The organism is Nonomuraea sp. GTA35 (assembly GCF_041950525.1).
Classification (GTDB): Bacteria; Actinomycetota; Actinomycetes; order Streptosporangiales; family Streptosporangiaceae; genus Nonomuraea.
This window is the reverse complement of the sequence record NZ_JBGNUV010000002.1, coordinates 378,313-396,168: the sequence shown is the minus strand read 5'-3', so window position 1 is coordinate 396,168 and position 17,856 is coordinate 378,313. Positions and strand designations below refer to the sequence as shown.

The 17,856-nt window shown below is 73.7% G+C and carries 12 protein-coding genes; 3 read left to right on the top strand and 9 right to left on the bottom strand.

The genetic code is table 11. The features are described 5' to 3' along the window. Positions 1-32: 32 nt before the first annotated feature. Positions 33-3,440 (bottom strand): S8 family serine peptidase, encoded by a 3,408-nt coding sequence (locus tag ACBJ32_RS08550; protein ID WP_375126251.1) that lies wholly within the window; start codon positions 3,438-3,440, stop codon positions 33-35. Positions 3,441-3,549: 109 nt separating this feature from the next. Between ACBJ32_RS08550 and ACBJ32_RS08545 the strand changes: the two genes are divergently transcribed. Beyond that, complete coding sequence (locus tag ACBJ32_RS08545) at positions 3,550-4,548, top strand: helix-turn-helix domain-containing protein (protein ID WP_357883079.1); 999 nt, start codon at positions 3,550-3,552, stop codon at positions 4,546-4,548. 33 nt (positions 4,549-4,581) lie between these two features. On the opposite strand, the gene ACBJ32_RS08540 is transcribed toward ACBJ32_RS08545, so the two are convergent. The 3 genes from ACBJ32_RS08540 to ACBJ32_RS08530 form a co-directional block, all read right to left on the bottom strand. Then, positions 4,582-6,273: a PQQ-dependent sugar dehydrogenase gene (locus tag ACBJ32_RS08540; protein ID WP_375126250.1), complete on the bottom strand. Its 1,692-nt coding sequence runs from the start codon at positions 6,271-6,273 to the stop codon at positions 4,582-4,584. Positions 6,274-6,434: 161 nt separating this feature from the next. Continuing rightward, positions 6,435-7,262, bottom strand: a complete 828-nt coding sequence (locus ACBJ32_RS08535) for a PIG-L family deacetylase (protein WP_357883073.1) — start codon at positions 7,260-7,262, stop codon at positions 6,435-6,437. Positions 7,263-7,273: 11 nt separating this feature from the next. Beyond that, positions 7,274-8,704 carry a tetratricopeptide repeat protein gene (locus tag ACBJ32_RS08530; RefSeq protein ID WP_375126249.1) on the bottom strand — a complete coding sequence of 477 codons (1,431 nt, stop codon included), beginning with the start codon at positions 8,702-8,704 and terminating at the stop codon, positions 7,274-7,276. A gap of 108 nt (positions 8,705-8,812) precedes the next feature. Here ACBJ32_RS08530 and ACBJ32_RS08525 point away from each other — a divergent pair, with 108 nt between their 5' ends. After that, positions 8,813-9,634 carry a DUF1206 domain-containing protein gene (locus ACBJ32_RS08525; RefSeq protein ID WP_375126248.1) on the top strand — a complete coding sequence of 274 codons (822 nt, stop codon included), beginning with the start codon at positions 8,813-8,815 and terminating at the stop codon, positions 9,632-9,634. Between the two features lie 3 nt (positions 9,635-9,637). Here the strand turns inward: ACBJ32_RS08525 and ACBJ32_RS08520 are convergent, their stop codons facing one another. The 4 genes from ACBJ32_RS08520 to ACBJ32_RS08505 all read right to left on the bottom strand — a co-directional run bounded on the left by ACBJ32_RS08520 (position 9,638) and on the right by ACBJ32_RS08505 (position 14,119). Beyond that, positions 9,638-10,732 (bottom strand): glycerophosphodiester phosphodiesterase, encoded by a 1,095-nt coding sequence (locus tag ACBJ32_RS08520; protein ID WP_375126247.1) that lies wholly within the window; start codon positions 10,730-10,732, stop codon positions 9,638-9,640. A gap of 200 nt (positions 10,733-10,932) precedes the next feature. Further along, a complete protein-coding gene (locus ACBJ32_RS08515; protein WP_375126246.1) occupies positions 10,933-12,540 on the bottom strand; it encodes a GMC oxidoreductase in 1,608 nt (535 codons plus the stop codon). Then, entirely contained in the window at positions 12,537-13,043 is a 507-nt protein-coding gene (locus ACBJ32_RS08510; protein ID WP_375126245.1) for a carboxymuconolactone decarboxylase family protein, read from the bottom strand. The genes ACBJ32_RS08515 and ACBJ32_RS08510 overlap by 4 nt, the downstream gene beginning before the upstream one ends. Further along, entirely contained in the window at positions 13,040-14,119 is a 1,080-nt protein-coding gene (locus ACBJ32_RS08505) for a dihydrodipicolinate reductase (protein WP_375126244.1), read from the bottom strand. The genes ACBJ32_RS08510 and ACBJ32_RS08505 overlap by 4 nt, the downstream gene beginning before the upstream one ends. 239 nt (positions 14,120-14,358) lie before the next feature. On the opposite strand from ACBJ32_RS08505, the gene ACBJ32_RS08500 reads away from it, so the two are divergent. Continuing rightward, a complete protein-coding gene (locus tag ACBJ32_RS08500; RefSeq protein ID WP_375126243.1) occupies positions 14,359-16,467 on the top strand; it encodes an ATPase in 2,109 nt (702 codons plus the stop codon). Positions 16,468-16,471: 4 nt separating this feature from the next. Here ACBJ32_RS08500 and ACBJ32_RS08495 read toward each other — a convergent pair whose 3' ends face one another. Then, the gene (locus ACBJ32_RS08495) at positions 16,472-17,839 is read right to left on the bottom strand and encodes an amidase (protein ID WP_375126242.1); all 1,368 of its coding nucleotides are present in this window, start codon (positions 17,837-17,839) and stop codon (positions 16,472-16,474) included. Positions 17,840-17,856 lie beyond the last annotated feature (17 nt).

Genomic DNA, 17,856 nt, shown 5'->3' with positions numbered 1-17,856 from the left:
GCCCCGCCTGGGACGGCCCTGCCGCGAAGGGCTCAGCGTTTCACCGTGAACTGCCCGCTCAGCGTCCCCAGCTCCACCGTGTGCGTGCCCGCCGCGGGGCGCCGCAGCTCGAACGAGACCCGCGTGCTGCGGCCGGCCGCCAGCGGCACGCTGCGCCGCTGCACCTGCGCGCCGTCCACGCGCAGCACGGCCTCGTACGAGCCCGCCCGCTCGCCCACGTTCTTCACCAGCGCCCGCACCCGCACGGAGCGGGACGTCGAGACCTCCAGGCCGCTCACCGTGAACAGCGCCTCCGGCCCGGCCACCAGGTCGTGCACGAACACGTCGTCCCGCTTGTTGGTGTCGCCCTCGGCCAGGTTCGCCGAGCCGCTCTCGAAGGCCACGTACCGGCCGTCCTCGCTGATCGACGGCAGCACGGCGCGGCCGTCGCCCTCCTCGCCCCGCAGGCCGGCGGAGATCCGGGTGGTGGTGCCCGCCGCGACGTCGCGGACGAACACGTCGTTGAGCCCGCCCGTGTCCCCGGCGACCAGCTCGCCGGAGTCGCTGTAGAAGGCGACCTGGCTCCCGTCGGCGGTGAGCGCGGGAGCGAAGGACATGGCGCCCGCCGGCTTGCCGCCGGTGGTCGCCGACACCAGCTCGGACGTGCCGGTGCCGAGCACCTGGACGTAGAGCTCGCCGAGGCCGGCGCCGTTGGAGAAGGCCACGGCGTTCCCGCCCGCGCTGATGACCGGCCCGGTCGTCTCCTCCTCCGGGTACGGCACCGCGAGCCGCGTCAGCGTCCCCGCCTGCCGGTCCAGCACGTACGCGTCGATCACGCCGTTCGCGTCACCGGGGGTCAGGGCGTCGGCGCTGCTCTGGAAGGCCACGTACCGGCCGTCGGCGCTGATCGTGGGCTCCCGCGAGTTCCCGTCCACCTGCGTGCCGCCTTGCGCGACCGACAGGCGCTGGGTCGTGCCGGCCTGCCGGTCGCGCAGGAAGACGTCCGTGCGCCCGTTCGTGTCGCCCGGCACGAGGTTCGCCGCGTCGCTGTCGAAGACCGCGAACCGGCCGTCCGCGCTGAACCTGGGCGGTCCCGACATCCCGTCGCCCGGCGTGCCGTCGGACGACACCGACAGCAGCTCGGTGGTCCCGGTCTGCCGGTCGTGCGCGAACGCGTCCGACAGGCCGTTGGAGTCGCCGGGCACCAGGTTGGTCGCCCCGCTGTTGAAGCCGACGAACCGCCCGTCCCTGCTGACCGTGGGCGACAGCGAGAACCCGTCCGCCAGCCCGCCGCCGCTCGGCACCGAGACCCGCCGCGTCTCGCGGGTGCGCCGGTCGGTGGCGAAGATGTCCAGCTCGCCGTTGGTGTCCTCGTCGTCGGCGAGGTTGGAGGCGAAGCTGGCGAACACCACGACGTTGCCGTCGCCGCTCAGCTCGGGCCACCACGCGTCGTGGTTGGCCTGCCGCCCGTCCGAGCCCAGCGACAGCCGCTCGGTCCGCGGGCGCCGCGGCAGCACGACGTCCGCGCCCGCGCTGCCCCGGCCGACGGTGACGGCCACCGGGTCCGACCTGGAGATGCCCGTGGCGTGCGCGGAGATCCGGTGGTCGCCGGCCGGCACGTCCTTGATCGTGTACCGGCCGTCGGCGCCGGTCGTGCCCGTCAGCACGTCGGGGACGTTCAGCACGGTGACCGTGGCGCCGGGCACGCTCGCGCCGGTCGGCTCGTACGTCACCCGCCCCGAGATCGTGCTCCAGCGGGTGCGCTCCAGCTCCAGCCGCACGTCCGAGAGCCGGTCGGCCCGCACCCTGAACGTCTTCGAGGCGGTCTCGTAGCCGAACCTGGACAGCGTGAGCGCGTGCTCGCCCGCCGGGAGCCGCAGCTCGAACCGGCCGTTCGCGTCGGTCTCCGTGCCGCGGCCGTCGGCCCTGACCACCTTCACGCCGCTCAGCGGCCTGCGGCTGCGCTCGTCGGTGACGACACCGCGCACGCCGCCGGCGAGCGCCGCCTCCGCGACGGCGGCGTAGGCGTCGATGCGGCCCTGGCCGACGCGGGTGTTCGGGCGCGGGCCGTACCGGTCGTCGGAGACCGACGTGCCGGCCAGGATCTCCTCGGCCGCGTCCACGCTCAGGCCGGGGCGGGCCTCCAGCATCAGCGCCACCGTGCCGGAGACGTGCGGGGTGGCCATCGAGGTGCCGTTCAGCGCGGCGTACTGGCCGCCGGGCATGGCCGACACCACGTCCACGCCGGGGGCGGAGACGTCAGGCACGACGTACGCGTTGGGCCACTCCGGCGGCGCGTCGAACCAGTCGGCGCGCTTGACCGTGCCGCCGCAGGAGAAGTCCGGCACGTCGTCGTTGACGTCGGTCGCGCCCACCGCCACGGCCTCGTACACGTTGCCGGGGCTGCCGGAGCCGCCGGGCGCGCAGTCGTTGCCGATGGCGAAGGAGGGGAACGCGCCGGCGCGGTAGATGTTCCTGGCCGGCTCGATCAGCTCGTCGGCGTACCCCTCGGCGCCCAGCGACATGCTGACGACGTCGGCGGGCTCGCCCGCCGGGGTGCCGTCCGCCTTGTACGGCGCCAGCGCCCACTGCATGCCGGCGACCACCTGCGCGAGCGTGCCCCGGCCGCCCGGGATGACCAGCCCGGCCATCAGCCCGGCGCCCGGCGCGACGCCGATCTGCGTGCCGGAGGCGTCGCCGCCCGCGATCGTGCCCGCCACGTGCGTGCCGTGGTAGGCGCTGTCGTGCGGCTCGCTGGCCACCGGCTTGCCCTCGGCGTCGAACTCGATCCAGCCGCCCGGCGCCTTCGGGTCCGCGGGGTCGGCGCTGACGAGCTTGCCCTTCAGGTCGGGGTGGGTGACGTCGATGCCGGTGTCGAGCACGGCCACGCGCACGCCCTTGCCCGTCAGGCCGCGCTCGCTGCGCACCCGGTCGGCGCCGATCTTGGCGATGCCCCAGGTCGTGGCACCGGCGCTCGCGGGAGCCACGGCCTTGTCCGGCGCGGGGGCGGTCAGGGTGAAGTTGGGGATGATCCGGTCGACCAGGTCGAGCTCGGCCAGGGCGCCGAGCGTGCCGGGCGTGGCCCGTACCAGGATCATGTTCTTCAGCCAGAACGTGTTGACCACCTGGTCGCCGCGCGAGCGCACGAACGCGGCCACGGGGTCCTGCACGGGCCGCGCGCCGGCCGTCAGCGCCTCGCGTGCCCCGGCGGCGGAGTCCACGGGCGGCGGCTCCTGAGCGGTGCGCAGCACGACGACCGCCTCCAGGCGGCCGCGGGCGCTCTTCATCTGTTCCGCCAGCTTGGCGTCGATCTTGGGTTCGCCACCGGGCTCGGCGGTGACGGCCTGCGCCTGCGCCGGGCTCGCGACGATCATCCCGAACGTCCCTGAGGTCATCAGTACGGCTGGTAAGACGGCGGCGAGCAGGCGCCGCCCGGCGGAACGGCGGGAGGTCAGCGGCATGGGGCTCCTTCATATCTGTGGCCGCTGGGGCCGATGGTGCACCGAGAACGCTGACATCCTCCGATGTTTCCTGACAAGATCCGTTGATGACGAGTTTCTGTCATGTGACGTGAACCCGACACCCACGGAGGCGGCGATGCTGGAGGCCATCGGACTCGGCCATCAGGACGAGGAGGTCTACGACGCGCTCGTCCGTCGCACCCAGGCGACGGTCGCCGAGATCGTCGCCGACTGCCACCTGCCGCCCCCGTCCGCCCGTCGCGTCCTGCAGTCACTGGTCGAGCTGGGCCTGGCCACCCGCTCGACCGGCCGGCCCGTCCGCTACGTCGCCGTCTCGCCCGACAGCAGCCTGGAGGCCATCCTGCGCGAGCGCGAGCGGGAGCTGGACGACGTGCGCACCCACATCCGCGCGCTCATGGACGTCTACCGCGCCGGCACCCGCTTCGCCCACCCCGGCGAGCTGATCGAGGTGGTCTCGGGGCGCGAGGAGGTCAACCACCGGTGGGTGCGGATGCAGCAGGACACGCGGGTGCAGATGCGCGGCTTCGACCGGCCGCCGTACGCCGCCCCGCAGGAGCACACCGAGCCGAACCCGGTCGAGCTCCACCTGCTCCGGCACGGCGTGAAATACCGCGTCATCTACGACACCAGCGTGCTGGAGCTGCCCGGCTGGCTGGACGACGTCATGATGGGCCTGCAGCACGGGGAGGAGGCCAGGATCGCCGCGAACCTGCCGATGAAGCTGGGCATCTCCGACGACCGGCTGGCCATCATCCCGCTGCTGCGGGCAGGCGACAGCGTGGTGTCGGCCTCGTACCTGATCCACCCGTCACCGCTGCTCGACGCGCTGGTGGCGCTGTTCGAGGCGCTGTGGGAGCGCAGCCGGCCGGTGCGGCTGACCGCGCAGGACCCGGAGCGGGGCCTGTCGCAGGACGAGGAGCGGCTGCTGACCCTGCTGGCCGCGGGCACCACCGACAAGGCGGCCGGCCGCGCGCTCGGGTGGAGCGAGCGGACCGTGCAGCGGCACCTCACCAAGCTGATGCGGCGCCTCGGCGTGCAGACCCGGTTCCAGGTCGCGATGGAGGCGACCCGGCGCGGCTGGATCTGAGCCGGGGCCGGCCACGGCGCGGCTGGAGCCGGATCACGCGCATCCGTACCCGGAGGGGAGCCCGGTGTCGCCGCTGGGGCGGGTGGCCTGGAAGCCGAACGTGGTGCTCTGGCCGGCGCCCAGCGTGCCGTTGTGGGCCGTGTTCCTGGCCGTGACCGTCCGGCCGGAGACGGTCAGCGCCGCGTTCCACGAGCCTGTGACGGTGTGCCCGGCGGGCAGCGTGAACGTCACCGTCCAGCCGTTCCTGGCGGAGGTGCCCGGGTTGGCGACGGTGACGGGCTGGATCACGTACCCGGTGCCCCACTGCGTCTGCGTGGTCGCCGTGGCCGTGCAGCCGCCCGGCGTGCCGCCGGTCGTGGTGGTGACCGTGACCGCTGCCGACACGGGGGAGAGGTTGCCGGCCGCGTCGCGGGCGCGCACCTGGTAGCGGTAGGTGCTGCCCGCCGTCAGGCCCGTGTCGGTGTAGGTGGCGGTCGCGGACGTGCCCACCTGCGTGAAGGAGCCCCCCGACGCGCCCGGGGCGCGCAGGATGTCGTAGCCGGTCACGCCCACGTCGTCGGTGGAGGCGGCCCACGTCAGGGTGGTCGCGGTGGCGGTCGTGCCCGAGGCGGCCAGGCCCGCGGGCGCGGTCGGCGCCTGCGTGTCGGTGCCGCCCGACGCGGGCGGGACGCGGATGATGCGGTCGTCCTGCGCCACCGGGTTGCCGCGGCCGTCACGGTTGCTGGTGCCCACCCAGAGCCAGCCGTCGGGCCCGACGGCCACCGCGCGCAGCCGCCCGTACTCGCCCTGCAGCTCGGCCACCGGCGTGCCGGCCCCGCCGCCGGCGGTCAGCGGGACCGCCCACAGCCGCTGGCCGCGCAGCGCCGCCGCGAACAGCGTGTCGTTGGCGTACGCCAGCCCGCTCGGCGACGCCTCGGCCGTGGTCCACGTGACGATCGGGTTGCGGAAGCCGCCGCTGGAGCAGGTGCCCTCGCAGGTGGGCCAGCCGTAGTTGCCGCCCGCGACGATCTGGTTGACCTCGTCCCAGGTGTTCTGGCCGAACTCGGTGGCGTACATCCTGCCCTGGGAGTCCCAGGCCAGGCCCTGGACGTTGCGGTGACCGTAGCTCCAGACGCGGGAGCCCGCGAACGGGTTGCCCGACGGGACGCCGCCGGTGGGCGTCATGCGCAGGATCTTGCCGGCGAGGCTGTTGAGGTTCTGGGCGTTGGCGGTGTTGTTCGCGTCGCCGGTGGCCACGTACAGCATGCCGTCCGGGCCGAACGCGATCCGGCCGCCGTCGTGGACGGCCGCGCTCGGCACCCCCGAGAAGATCACCGTCTGCGTCTGCGGGGCGCTGAGCTGGAACCTGACCAGGCGGTTGTCGCCGCTCGTGCTGGTGAAGTACGCGTACACCCAGCCGTCCTGCGCGTACGTGGGCGAGACCGCCAGGCCCAGCAGGCCGCTCTCGCCCGAGGCGCTCACCCCGCTCACCGTGGCGACCGGGGCGGGCGCCTGGCCGGGACGGACCTGCATGACGCGGCCCGTGTTCCGCTCGGAGACCAGCGCGCTGCCGTCCGGCAGGAACGCCATGGCCCACGGCACCTGCAGGCCCGTGACGGACACCTCCGCCCTGTCGAAGTCGAACCCGCCCACCACCTGGGCATGGGCCTGGGGGACGCCGGCGCCGAGGGCGAGCAGCGGGGCGAGCAGGGTCAGGATCAGGGCCGGGACGACACGGGCGCGCATGACGGGCTCCTTGACCGGATCGGTGCCAGAACCGTAAACCCCACGGCGCCCGATCTCAACCGGTACGCCGGTGATGATCCGGCCAGCTGCGGTGAAGGAGCGAAGGCGGTGAAACTTTCAACATCGCGGCGGTGACCGCGGGTCGTCCATGGGGGAGAAGGTCAGGCGTCGCGCAGGCCCGCGAACAGGTCCTCCTCGTGCGCCGGCGTGTCCACCTTGCTCAGCACCCGCTCGAACGCCTCGTGCGAGAACGCCTGCTGCTGCGCCTCCTCCGGCATGCGCAGCAGGAAGATGTTCTCCCCCTGGCTCTCGTGCGCCCGCAGGGCCTTGAGCTTGCGCTCGACGTAGGGGGAGACGTCGACGATGCTGGTCACCCGCTCGTCGGGGGTGCCGAAGTCGTCGGAGGGCGTGAAGTCGCCGACCTCGACGCCGGTCTCGCGCATCAGCTCGAACATGCGCTTGATCGCCGACCGGGGGATGGCGGTGTAGTAGAGCTTGTCGGGGATGCCGGTGCGCTCGGCGGCGGCCACCGTGACGCGGTGCGTCTGCACGTGGTCGGGGTGGCCGTAACCGCCGCCGCCCGTCTCGTCGTAGGTGACCACGACCTGCGGCCGGTAGTGCTCCATCAGCGCGGCCAGCCTGGCGGCGGCCGTCTCGACGGGCACGTTGGCGAACGCGCCGGGGTGGCCGTTGCCGTCCCAGCCGTCCATGCCGGAGTCGCGGTAGCCGAGCAGCTCCAGATGGTCGATGCCCAGGTGGGCGACCGACTCGCGCAGCTCGCCCAGCCGCTGCCGCGCCACCGCCTCGTCGTCGTGACCGGGCTCGCCCGGCTTGACACCGCCTTCGCCGTCGCCCTGCTCGCCGTTGGTGCAGGTGACCAGGACCGTGCGGATGCCCTCCTCGGTGTAGCGGGCGAGGATGCCGCCGGTGCTCAGACATTCGTCGTCGGGGTGGGCGTGCACGACCATCAGGGTGAGTTGCCGATCCATGTGAGCAGAAACTACCCTGCGGCTCCGACAATTCCGGATCGGGCGAGCGCGCCTCCGGACCGGGCGAGCTCGCCCGCCCGGCCGCGCGCGACGGCCGCCGCCGCGCCGTCGCCCACCGCCTCGGCCAGCGCCGCCTGCTTGAGCCAGTTGTACGGGCTGCACGGCCGCATGCTGATCCGCTCGCTCACCAGCGCCCTGGCGACGTCCCGCCGCCCGGCCCGCAGCGCCGCCTCCAGCAGCGTGCGCTGCACGGCGTCCCGCTGCGCGTGGCTGCCGCCGAACTCGTTGACCCGGTGCCTGATCGGATGGAGCAGATCCACCACCGCCCCGTAGTCGCCCCGCCCGAACGCCACGATCGCCCGGCACACCGGCAGCCCCACCCTGAGCGTCATGTCGTGGTTGGTGACCCCCGGGTGCGGCTCGGCCACGTACGCCGCCCGCCCCGCGATCAGCTTCTCCGCCTCCCCGACCCGCCCGGCGCCCACGTACGACATCACCGCGTGCATGTCGTTGAAGGCGTAGAACGGCTCCGCCACCCGCGCCGGCCACGCGTCGGCCAGCGCCCGCCAGCGCTCGTGCTGCTCGGAGCCCTCCAGGTGGAGCCGCCACAGCAGCGCCGCCGCGTCGAGCAGCTCCATGCACGACTGCCCGCCGGCCAGCACCGCGTCGTAGACGGCCAGCACGCGCGGCACGTCGCCGGTCTCCAGGGCGTACAGGCAGTAGTGCCACCAGTTGTGGATGTTGAAGAACGTCCCGGACGACCAGTCGGGCACCCGCGCGTCGAGATAGCGCAGCCCGTCACCGAAGCGCCCCTGCATCTCGTAGGTGTGCACCACCGCGTGGATGCCCCACACGTCGCGCGGGTTCAGCTCCACCGCCCGCAGCCCGACCTCCTCCGAACGGTCGTAGTGCCCGGCCTCCTCCAGGCCGAAGGCGTACATGCCGAGCACGTGCCCGAGGTGCGGGTCATCCTCCCGCCAGGAGGTCAGCGCCCCGCCGATCCGGTCGCGCAGCATGCGGGCGTCGCCGGTGAAGAAGTCGATCTGGTGCCCGACGGCCAGCGCCAGCGCGTCGCGCGGGTGCTCGGCCGTGAGGTCGGCGAGCAGCGCCCCGCAGGTCAGGAAGTCGCCGCCGAGCAGCGCCCGCACCGCCGCGACGTGCGCCCGCTCGCGGGGGAGCAGCGCGCCGCCGTCGGTCCTGCGCAGGAACGCCCCGAACCGCGCCCGCGCCGTGCGCGCGTCCTCGGCCTGCGTGGTCAGCAGCCCCAGGTACGCCGCCAGGACGTTGCCCATCGCGAAGTCGGGCGACTCGGCCAGCGCGGCGTTCGCCTCGGCGTCCACCTCGGCCCTGAAGTGCAGCAACTCGTCGATCGCGCGATCGTAGTGCCGCACCGCCGCGGCACTCGCCCCGGTCATCGCCAGGCCGTGCTGGTCGTGGCTCACCGGACCACTGTAACCAGCCACGTCGTCCCTGGCAGGGCCATGCCGAGGCGTAGAGCCGCGAATCCCGGGCACTCGGGGTTCTCCGGAAGGACCATGTTGGAGGTAACAGTGAATACCGCGCAACAGGCGGGGCACGAGGCGAAGGCCGCGACGCGGCGCGCGACGCGCAGCCGGCCGATGGCCGTGCTCACCAGGGTCGGCCTGGCGTGCCGCGGCGTGCTGTACGCGCTGATCGGCGTGGTGGCCCTGCAGATCGGCCTCGGCCAGGGGTCGGGCGGCGAGGCCGACAAGGCCGGGGCCATCAGCACCTTAGCCCGGCTGCCGTTCAGTGAGGTGCTGCTGTGGACCATGGTCGCCGGGTTCGCGGCGCTGGCCCTGTGGCAGGCGTCCGAGGCGTTGTTCGGCGGGGGGAAGGCGTTCGAGCGGGCCGAGGCGGTCGCGCGGGTCCTCGTCTACGTCTTGGTGGTCTACACGCTGTGGAGCGTGATCACCTCCGGCAAGGCGGGCTCCGACGACCAGAAGTCGCAGGACGTGACGGGCAAGCTGCTCAGCCTGCCCGCCGGGGAGTGGATCGTGGGCGCGATCGGGCTCGGCCTCGTGGCGCTCGGCGTCTACTGGGTGCACCGGGGCGCCACCAAGGGCTTCAGGGAGGAGCTCGACCAGGGGCGGATGTCCCCCAGAGCCAGAACGGTCATGGACCGGCTCGGGGTCGGCGGGTACGCCGCCCGCGGGGCGATCGCCGGGATGGCCGGGATCTTCGTCATCTACGCGGCGATCACCCACGACGCGGACAAGGCGGGCGGCATCGACGCCACCCTGCGGCAGTTCGCCGAGACCCCGGCGGGGCCCTCGCTGCTCGTGGTGGTGGCGCTGGGCGTGCTGCTGTTCGCCGGTTACTGCTTCGGCGAGTCCCGCTGGCGCCGTACCTGAGGATCAGGCGGAGTGCCTGGCCACCACGGCCCTGCCCATGCCCGGATCGTCGCAGAACGCGCCGTCGACGCCCAGTTCGAGCAGCCGCGACAGCCAGCCCATCACGTTCCCGGTCGCCCGCGGGTAGGCGGGGCTGGCCGGGTCGCCGAGCCGGTAGTCGGCGGGGAGCTGCGAGTTCTCGTTGCGTACCGTCCACACGTGCACGGCCAGCCGCCTGCGGTGGGCGTCGGCGACGAGGGTGGTGGGCGCGGTCGTCGCGCCCGAGGCGTCCACCGGGACGACGCGCCTGGTGTCCACGCCGATCCCGCTCGCGTACGCGGCGACCTCGCGCAGCCCGTCCGGCTTGACCATGTCGTCGTAGGTCCGCGTGCTGCCGGCCGCCACCCAGTCGTAGGGCGCGCCGCCGGACGTGATGAGCTGGATCAGCGGCAGCCGCGTCCTGCCGCGCAGGTCACGCAGGTTCGCGGTCTCGAAGGACTGGATGTACGCCTTGCGCACCCGGTACCGGTTCAGCACGTCGAGCAGCGGCTCCTCCAGCGACAGGCCGATGGAGTCGAAGTAGGTGGGGTGCTTGGTCTCGGGGTAGACGCCGACGCCGTGCGCCAGCGCGAGCTTCACGACCTCCTCGAACGTCGGGATCTCGGCCAGCCCGTCGAACGCCGTGTTGTCCGGCCGCAGGTCGGGCACCCGCTCCTTGGCGCGCAGCGTCTTCAGCTCGGCCAGCGTGAAGTCCTCGGTGAACCAGCCGGTGACGGGCCGGCCGTCCACCGTCTTGGTGGTGCGGCGGCCGGCGAACTCGGGGCGCGCGGCCACGTCGGTGGTGCCGGAGATCTCGTTCTCGTGCCGGGCGACCAGCACGTGGTCCTTGGTGGAGACCAGGTCGGGCTCGATGTAGTCGGCGCCCATCGCGATGGCGGCCTCGTACGACAGGAGCGTGTGCTCCGGGCGGTGGGCGGAGGCGCCGCGGTGGGCGATCACGATGGGATCCTGGGCCCGGCGCTCGGCCGTGGCGGTGGGGGTCTGGGTCAGCACGACGGTGACCGTACCGCCGGCCAGGACCGTGGACAGCACGCTCGCGAGTAACCTGCGCATCTTCATGCCGCGCACGGTAGACCGCCGAGGTGGACCGCGAGTTACGGACGGGCGCACAGTGACGGTCGGGACGGAGGGCTCCAGACGGTTGTCACCACCTCCTTGCCCAGGTGCGTCTGCGAGCCGGCCATGAGGACCGCGGCCGCGGCACGCCCCGGCCGCGGCCCGTCCCGCCGTGTCGTCCCCGCACGATCGCGAACCGCTGCTCACAGATCGGCGGCGATGATGCGCTCGATGTTCCGCTCCGCCAGCGCCGTGATCGTCACGAACGGGTTGACGGTCGTGTTCCCCGGGATCAGCGCCCCGTCGATGACGTACAGGCCCGGATAGGCCGTCAGCCGCCCGTAGTTGTCGGTGGCCCTGTTCAGTACGGCGCCGCCCAGCGGGTGGTAGGTCAGGTGGTCGCCCCAGATCTTGTAGACGCCGAACAGGTCCGTCCGGTAGATCGTGCCCTCCTTGGCGTTGATCTTGTCGAAGATGGTCCTGGCCATGTCGATCGACGGCTGCTTCCAGGCGGCCTGCCAGTTCAGCTCCACCCGCCCAGCGGCCGCGTTCCAGGAGAACTGCGCGCGGTGCGGGTTGTCGGTGATCGACAGGTAGAACGAGGCGTAGGTCTCGATCCCGGTCGGCAACGGAGCCACCTCGGCGAACGCGCCGCCGGCCGCCCAGTTGTCGATGCCGCAGCACGGGATGGCCGACTGGAGCTTGCCCGTGGGGTCCCACAGGTGGTTCGCCCGGCCGCACATGACGTTGCCGTTGTCGCCCCAGCCCTTGCCGATCTCGCCGTTGAGCGCCGGCAGCACGCCGGTGGCCTTCAGCTTGACCAGGAGCTTGCTGGTGCCGACGCTGCCCGCGGCGAAGAACACCCGGTCGGCCGTGACCGTCTTGGTGGCGACGGTGCCGCCGGTCGTGTCGATCTGCTCGATCGTGACGGTGTACGCGCCGCCCGCCGCCGGGGCTACCGAGGTGACCCTGTGCAGGGGCGAGACGGTGACGCGGCCGGTCGCCGCGGCCCGGGCGAGGTACGTCTTCTGCAGCGACTTCTTGCCGTGGTTGTTGCCGTAGAGGATCTCGCCGGCCAGCGCCGACTGGGGGACGGTGCCGGCCGCCTCCTGCTTCATGTAGTCCCAGTCGTAGACGTCCGGCACGAACACGAACGGGAAGCCGGAGCGCTGGGCGTGCTTGCGGCCGACCCGGGCGTACTGGTAGCAGGCAGTCGTGTCGAACCAGGCCGGGTCCACCGTGCCCACGCCGAGGGCGGCGTTGGCGCGCGGGTAGTAGGTGCCGTACATCTCGCCGGGGTCGACCGAGGGGAGGACGGCGGCGAAGTTCTCGCGTCTGGGGGTGACCGCCATGCCGCCGTTGACGAGGGAGCCGCCGCCGACGCCGCGGCCCTGGTAGACGGTGATGCCGCCGAACTCCTCGGCGTCCAGGACGCCGGTGTGGCGGGGGATGTCGCGGTCGATCGGGAAGCCGAGGAAGTAGTTGAGCGGGGCCTTGGTGCGGGTGCGCAGCCAGTAGGAGCGGTAGTCGGGCTCGCGGGTGTTGCAGAAGATCTTGCCGTCGGGGCCGGGGGTGTCCCAGGCCTGGCCCATCTCGATCAGGTGGACGTGCACGCCCGCCTCGGCCAGGCGCAGGGCGGCCACCGAGCCGCCGTACCCGGTGCCGATCACCAGGGCCGCCACGTGCGCCCCCGAGCTGATGGGGCCGGCCGCGCGGGCGGCGGGGGAGTGCACGCCGAGGGCGGCGGTGCCGAGCAGGGCGCCGGTGGCGGTCAGGAAGCCGCGGCGGGAGACGTCGTCGATCTTGCTCATGAGGCCGGGCTCGCTTTCGGTGACGGGGCGTTCGGGAGGCGGCACATCGTGTCCAGGCCCAGGACGTGGTTGAGCCGGCCGAACGCCAGCCACGAGCCGATGCACATGCTCAGCTCCACGATCTCGAGCTGGCTGTAGTGCGCGCCCATCCGGCCCCAGAACTCCTCGTCCAGCCCGTGGTGATCGAGGGTGTACCGTTCGGCGTACTCGGCGGCCAGCCGGGTGCGCGCGTCGAAGGCGCCGGTCGTGCGCCAGCCCGCGACCGCGTCGGCGAAGCCGTCCTCGACCGTGTGCCCGTCCCGCTCCGTCCGCCAGTCCAGGCAGAACGCGCAGCCGTTGAGCTGCGCCACCCGCAGCCTGGCCGCCTCGAACTCGCGCAGCCCGAGCGTCGTGTGCGCGTACACCGCCAGCGAGAAGCGCGAGGCGGCGGGCCCGATGCCGGGCACCATCTCACCCCACACGTACTCGATCGCGTCCTTGCCCTCCGGGATGTCGATCTTCACCCGCTCCTCCTTCCGAGCTTGCCGATGGCGGGCCGCAGCGGTACGTCGAGCGCGTCGTACAGCCCCGGCCCCGCCTCCACGAGCCACTCGACGGCGCCCACCAGGCGGCCCACGGCCGTCGCGTTGCCGCCCGCGGAGTGGTTGCCGCCCTCGTCGGTGGCCTGCACCGTGACCTCGATGCGCGGACTGCCCTCGACGATCACCCGGTGCGCCCCCGCGCCGCCTGGCGGGGCGGGCCAGTCGGGGGCGCAGGACGGGTGGATGCGGGTGACGTGCTCCAGCACGATCCTCGGCGCGCCGCCGACGATCCCGCGCACCTCGAACCGCACCGCGCCCTGCGTGCCGGCCTCGAACGCGCCCATCGACGCCGTGGTGACCGCGGACTCCAGCGGGCGGCGCTCCACGTGCTCGCGGATGCCGTCCAGGTCGGCCCCGAGCGCCCTGGCGATCAGCCGCACCTGACCGCCCCACACCATGGCGGGCACGGTGGGCGCCAGCATCGGCGGCTCGTACTCCATCGGCTGGCCCATGCCGACCAGGTAGCGGACCGCGTCGGGCTGGTCGTAGGTGGAGTAGTCGAAGATCTCCTGGCAGCGTACGGCGTCCACGGTCGTGGCCAGCCCGCTGACCAGCAGCGGCAGCACGTCGTTGGCCCAGCCGGGATCGACGCCGGAGACGAACAGGGAGCCGCCGCCCTCCGCGATGGCCGCCAGCACCGGCCGGCGGATCTCGGGCGGTGCGCCGCGGTGGTCGTACAGCGCGTACAGGGAGGGGGTGACGACCACGGCGCCCGCGCGCAGGGCGCGGACCACGTCGGCCAGCGCCTCGGACGGGCGGACGTCGCCGGAGGCCGCGTACACGACGGCGCCCGGGCCCGCGCCCAGGGCCGCCTCGGCGTCGGCGGTCGCCGTGACGCCCAGGCGGTGGCCGAGCCCGGCCAGCTCGCCCGCGTCGCGGCCGATCTTGGCGGGGTCGTGGACGAGGACGGCGGTCAGCTTCAGCCCGGGATGGGCCTCGACGGCACGGATGGCGGCGCGGCCGATGTTGCCGGTACCCCAGACGATCGTGGACACCATGGGCGGAGCGTAGCAAGCGCTTGGTTAAGTGGGAAGGGTCCGCCGACCCGGGGTTTCGCGTGATCGAGCCGGAGCCTCGAACGAACCAGGCAGATCCCCTCAAGAAGGGACGGCATTAGGAAACGCCCGCAACCCGGTCTGTTGCGTAGTCACTTTCTCACTTTTCGTGGCGGATCCTGGCCGCGTCCGGCAAGCTGCTGTCACCGAAGGCGGTGGACCGAGCCGGACAGGTGAGGATCATGAACATGGGTGGGCGGCATGCCGGGAATCTGCCGCCGGAGACGACCAGCCTGGTAGGCCGCCGCGGAGAACTCGCCCGGATCCGCCGGTTGTGCGGGGAGTTCCGGATGGTGACGCTGACCGGCGTGGGCGGCGTCGGCAAGACCCGGCTGGCGCTGCGGGCCGCCGACCTCATGCAACCCGGCTACGGTGACGGCGCCTGGCTCGTCCAGCTCTCGGCGCTGGACGAGGGGGCGCTGGTGCCGTACAGCATCGCCGAGGCGCTGCCGCTGGCCGACCGCACGACCAGGCCCATGATGGAGGTGCTGACCGAATACCTCGCCGACCGGCACCTCCTGCTGGTGCTGGACACCTGCGAGCACCTGATCGACGAGTGCGCCGTCACGGCCCGCGAGCTGCTCCTGGCCGCGCCCCGGCTGTCGATCCTGGCCACCAGCCGCCGCCCGCTCGGCGTGCCCGACGAGCAGGTGCTGATCATCGACCCGCTCCCCGTCCCCGACCCCGCCGGCGGCGGGCGGCAGGACGCGGTGAAGCTGCTCGCCGACCGGACCGCCCGCACCCTGCCCGGCTTCACCGTCACCGACGGCAACCGGGCCGACCTGGCCCGCCTGTGCCGCCGCCTGGAAGGACTGCCGCTGGCCATCGAGCTGGCCGCGGCCCGGCTGCGCGACCTGCCCGCCGCCGAGCTGTGCGAGCGGCTCGACGACCGGTTCGAGCTGCTCGGCGACACCGACGCCGAGGTGAACGAGGCCGACCCGCCCTGGCACCAGGCGCTGCGCACGGCCATCGGCTGGAGCCACCAGCTCTGCACGCCGGAGGAGCGGCTGCTGTGGGCGCGGACGTCGGTGTTCGCGGGCAGCTTCGACGACACGGCCGTGGCCGAGGTCTGCGCCGACGAGCTGCTGCCCGCCGCCGCCATCCCCGACCTGCTGGCCGGGCTGGTGGACAAGTCGATCGTGATCTGGGCGCCCACCGGCGGCGGCGAGCGCTACCGGATGCTGGACACCATCCGCGAGTACGGCGCCATCTGGCTGCGCGCGCTCGGCGAGCAGGACGGGCTGCGGCGCCGGCACCGCGACTTCTACCTGAAGCTGGCCCGCCGCGGCGACGCCGCCTGGCTGGGGCCCGAGCAGATCTCCTGGAACGACCGCACCAACGCCGAGCACGACAACCTGCGCACGGCGCTCGACTTCTGCCTGGCCAACCCCCGTGACCACACCGCGCTGGAGATGGCCGCCGCGCTGTGGTTCTTCTGGTACCCGTGCGGCTTCCTCCGGGAGGGGCAGCACTACCTGGAGCGCGCCCTGGCCCTGGACACCGAGCCGAGCGTGGTGCGCAACAGGGCGTTGTGGGTGTGCAGCCTGACCCTCATGGTGCAGGGCGACCCCAGCGCCGGCATGGTGTGGGCGGCCGAGTGCGCCGGCGTCGCCGAGGAGCTCGGCGACACCGCCGCGGCGCTCGCCGCCCAGGCCATGGTCATGGCCGCCGCCACCATCAGGGGCGACCTCGCGCTGGCGCTGGCGCTGGCCGACAGCCTGCTGGCCGTGCACCGGCCCGAGCGCGGCCTGACCCTGCCCACGCTGCTGGCCCGGCTCGGGCAGAGCCACGTGCACACGGCGCAGGGCCGCGTCGAGGACGCGGTCAAGGCCCTGGAGGAGATGTGCGCCGAGTGCGACAAGCACGGCGAACGCTGGATGCGCGCGTACGCCGACCTCTTCCGCGCCCAGGCAGAGCTGTCGCTCGGCCGCAACGACGCGGCCCAGGCGTACGCCCGGTCGGCGCTGGAGATCAAGCACCGGCTGCACGACAGCATCGGCATCGCCATGGCCCTCGACGTGCTGGCCTGTGCCGCCTCCGCCTCCGGCCAGGCCGAGTCGGCCGCCCGCCGGCTCGGCCTGGCCCAGCAGGTGTGGGACACGATCGGCCGGGCGCGGCTCGGCATCCGCGAGTGGGTCGCCGCCCGGGAGATGTGCGAGCGGCTGGCCCGCGCGGCGATCGGCGACAGCGCGTACCGGACGGCCTTCGCCGCCGGCTACGACACCGGGCTGGACACCGGCATCCTGCACGCCCTCGACCCCGGCCCCGCCCGCCCGGCCGCCGAGCACTGACCCGTCAGCGGAGCGCGGCGGGGGCGAGGCGGGCGGCGGTGGTGAACAGCCGGTGCTCGCCGCCCGGACGGCAGAGGAGCTGCAGCCCCACCGGCAGCCCGTCCACCGTCCCCGCGGGCACGGTCAGCGCGGGCAGGCCGAGCACGTTCCACGGGCTGGTCAGGGCGAGCAACGCGGGACGCACCGCGACCGTCCGGCCGTCCAGCATCAACTCCCGCTGATCCACCAGCGGCGCGACGATCGGCACGGTCGGCATCGCGAGCACGTCGTGCCGGCCGAACAGCACCTCCACCGCCTCGGCCAGCCGCTGCCTGGCCTCCAGGGCGCGCACGTACCGCCAGCCGGGCACCTGCGCGGCGGCGCGCAGCCGCTCCAGCACCTCGGGCTCGAACAGCTCGGGCGCCCGCTCCAGCCGCTCGGCGTGCACGGCGGCCGTCTCGCAGCTCTGCACGGCCACGTACGTCTCCCGCACCTCCTCGGCGAACCCCGCCGGCAGCCGCACCTCCCCGCCGGCCGCCACCGCCGCCCGCACGGCCCGCGTCACCCGCGGATCACCGTCGAACAGCCCGGCCGGGTCGAGCCAGCCCACATCCCCGCCGCCGGCCTCCTCGGACGGGTCGGGCCGGCCCACATCCCCGTCCCCGGCCACCTCGGGCGGTTCCTCGCCCAGGCAGCGGTAGGCGATCAGGCAGTCCTCCGCCCCGCCCGCCAGGACGCCCACGTGGTCGTAGCTCCGCGACAGCGGGAACACCCCGTCCGCCGGGATCGCCCCGTACGCGGGCTTGAACCCGGCGATCCCGCACAGAGCCGCCGGGATGCGCACGGACCCGCCCGTGTCGGTGCCGATCGCGAGCGGGACGATGCCCGCCGCCACGGCGGCCGCGCTGCCGCCGCTGGAGCCGCCCGACATGCGCGCCGGGTCCCGGGGGTTGCGCGAGGGGCCGTTGGCGGAGCGGTCGCCGGTGGGCCCGTACGCGAACTCGTGCGTCGTCGTCTTGCCCACGATGACGGCCCCGGCCCGGCGCAGCCGCGTCACGCATCCGGCGTCGGTGTCCGGGACGTACCGCGCGAAGTGCCGCGACCCCATGGTGGCGGGCTGCCCCGCCACCGCGATCAGGTCCTTCACCGCGACCGGCAGCCCGTGCAGCGGTCCTCGGTCGGTGCCCGCCGCCAGCTCCTCGTCCGCCCGGCGCGCCGCCCGCATCGCCCCGGAGGCGTCCACGGTGACGAACGCGTTCAGCGCCGGGCCGAGCGAGCCGGCGGCGGCGAGCGCCTGCTCGGCCAGCCCGGTGGCGGTGACGTGCCCGGCGCGCAGGTCCCGGGCGAGCTCGGTGATGGTACGGCCGGAGAAGGGGCCGGGGGAGATCGCCATGAACTCATCATGACGGG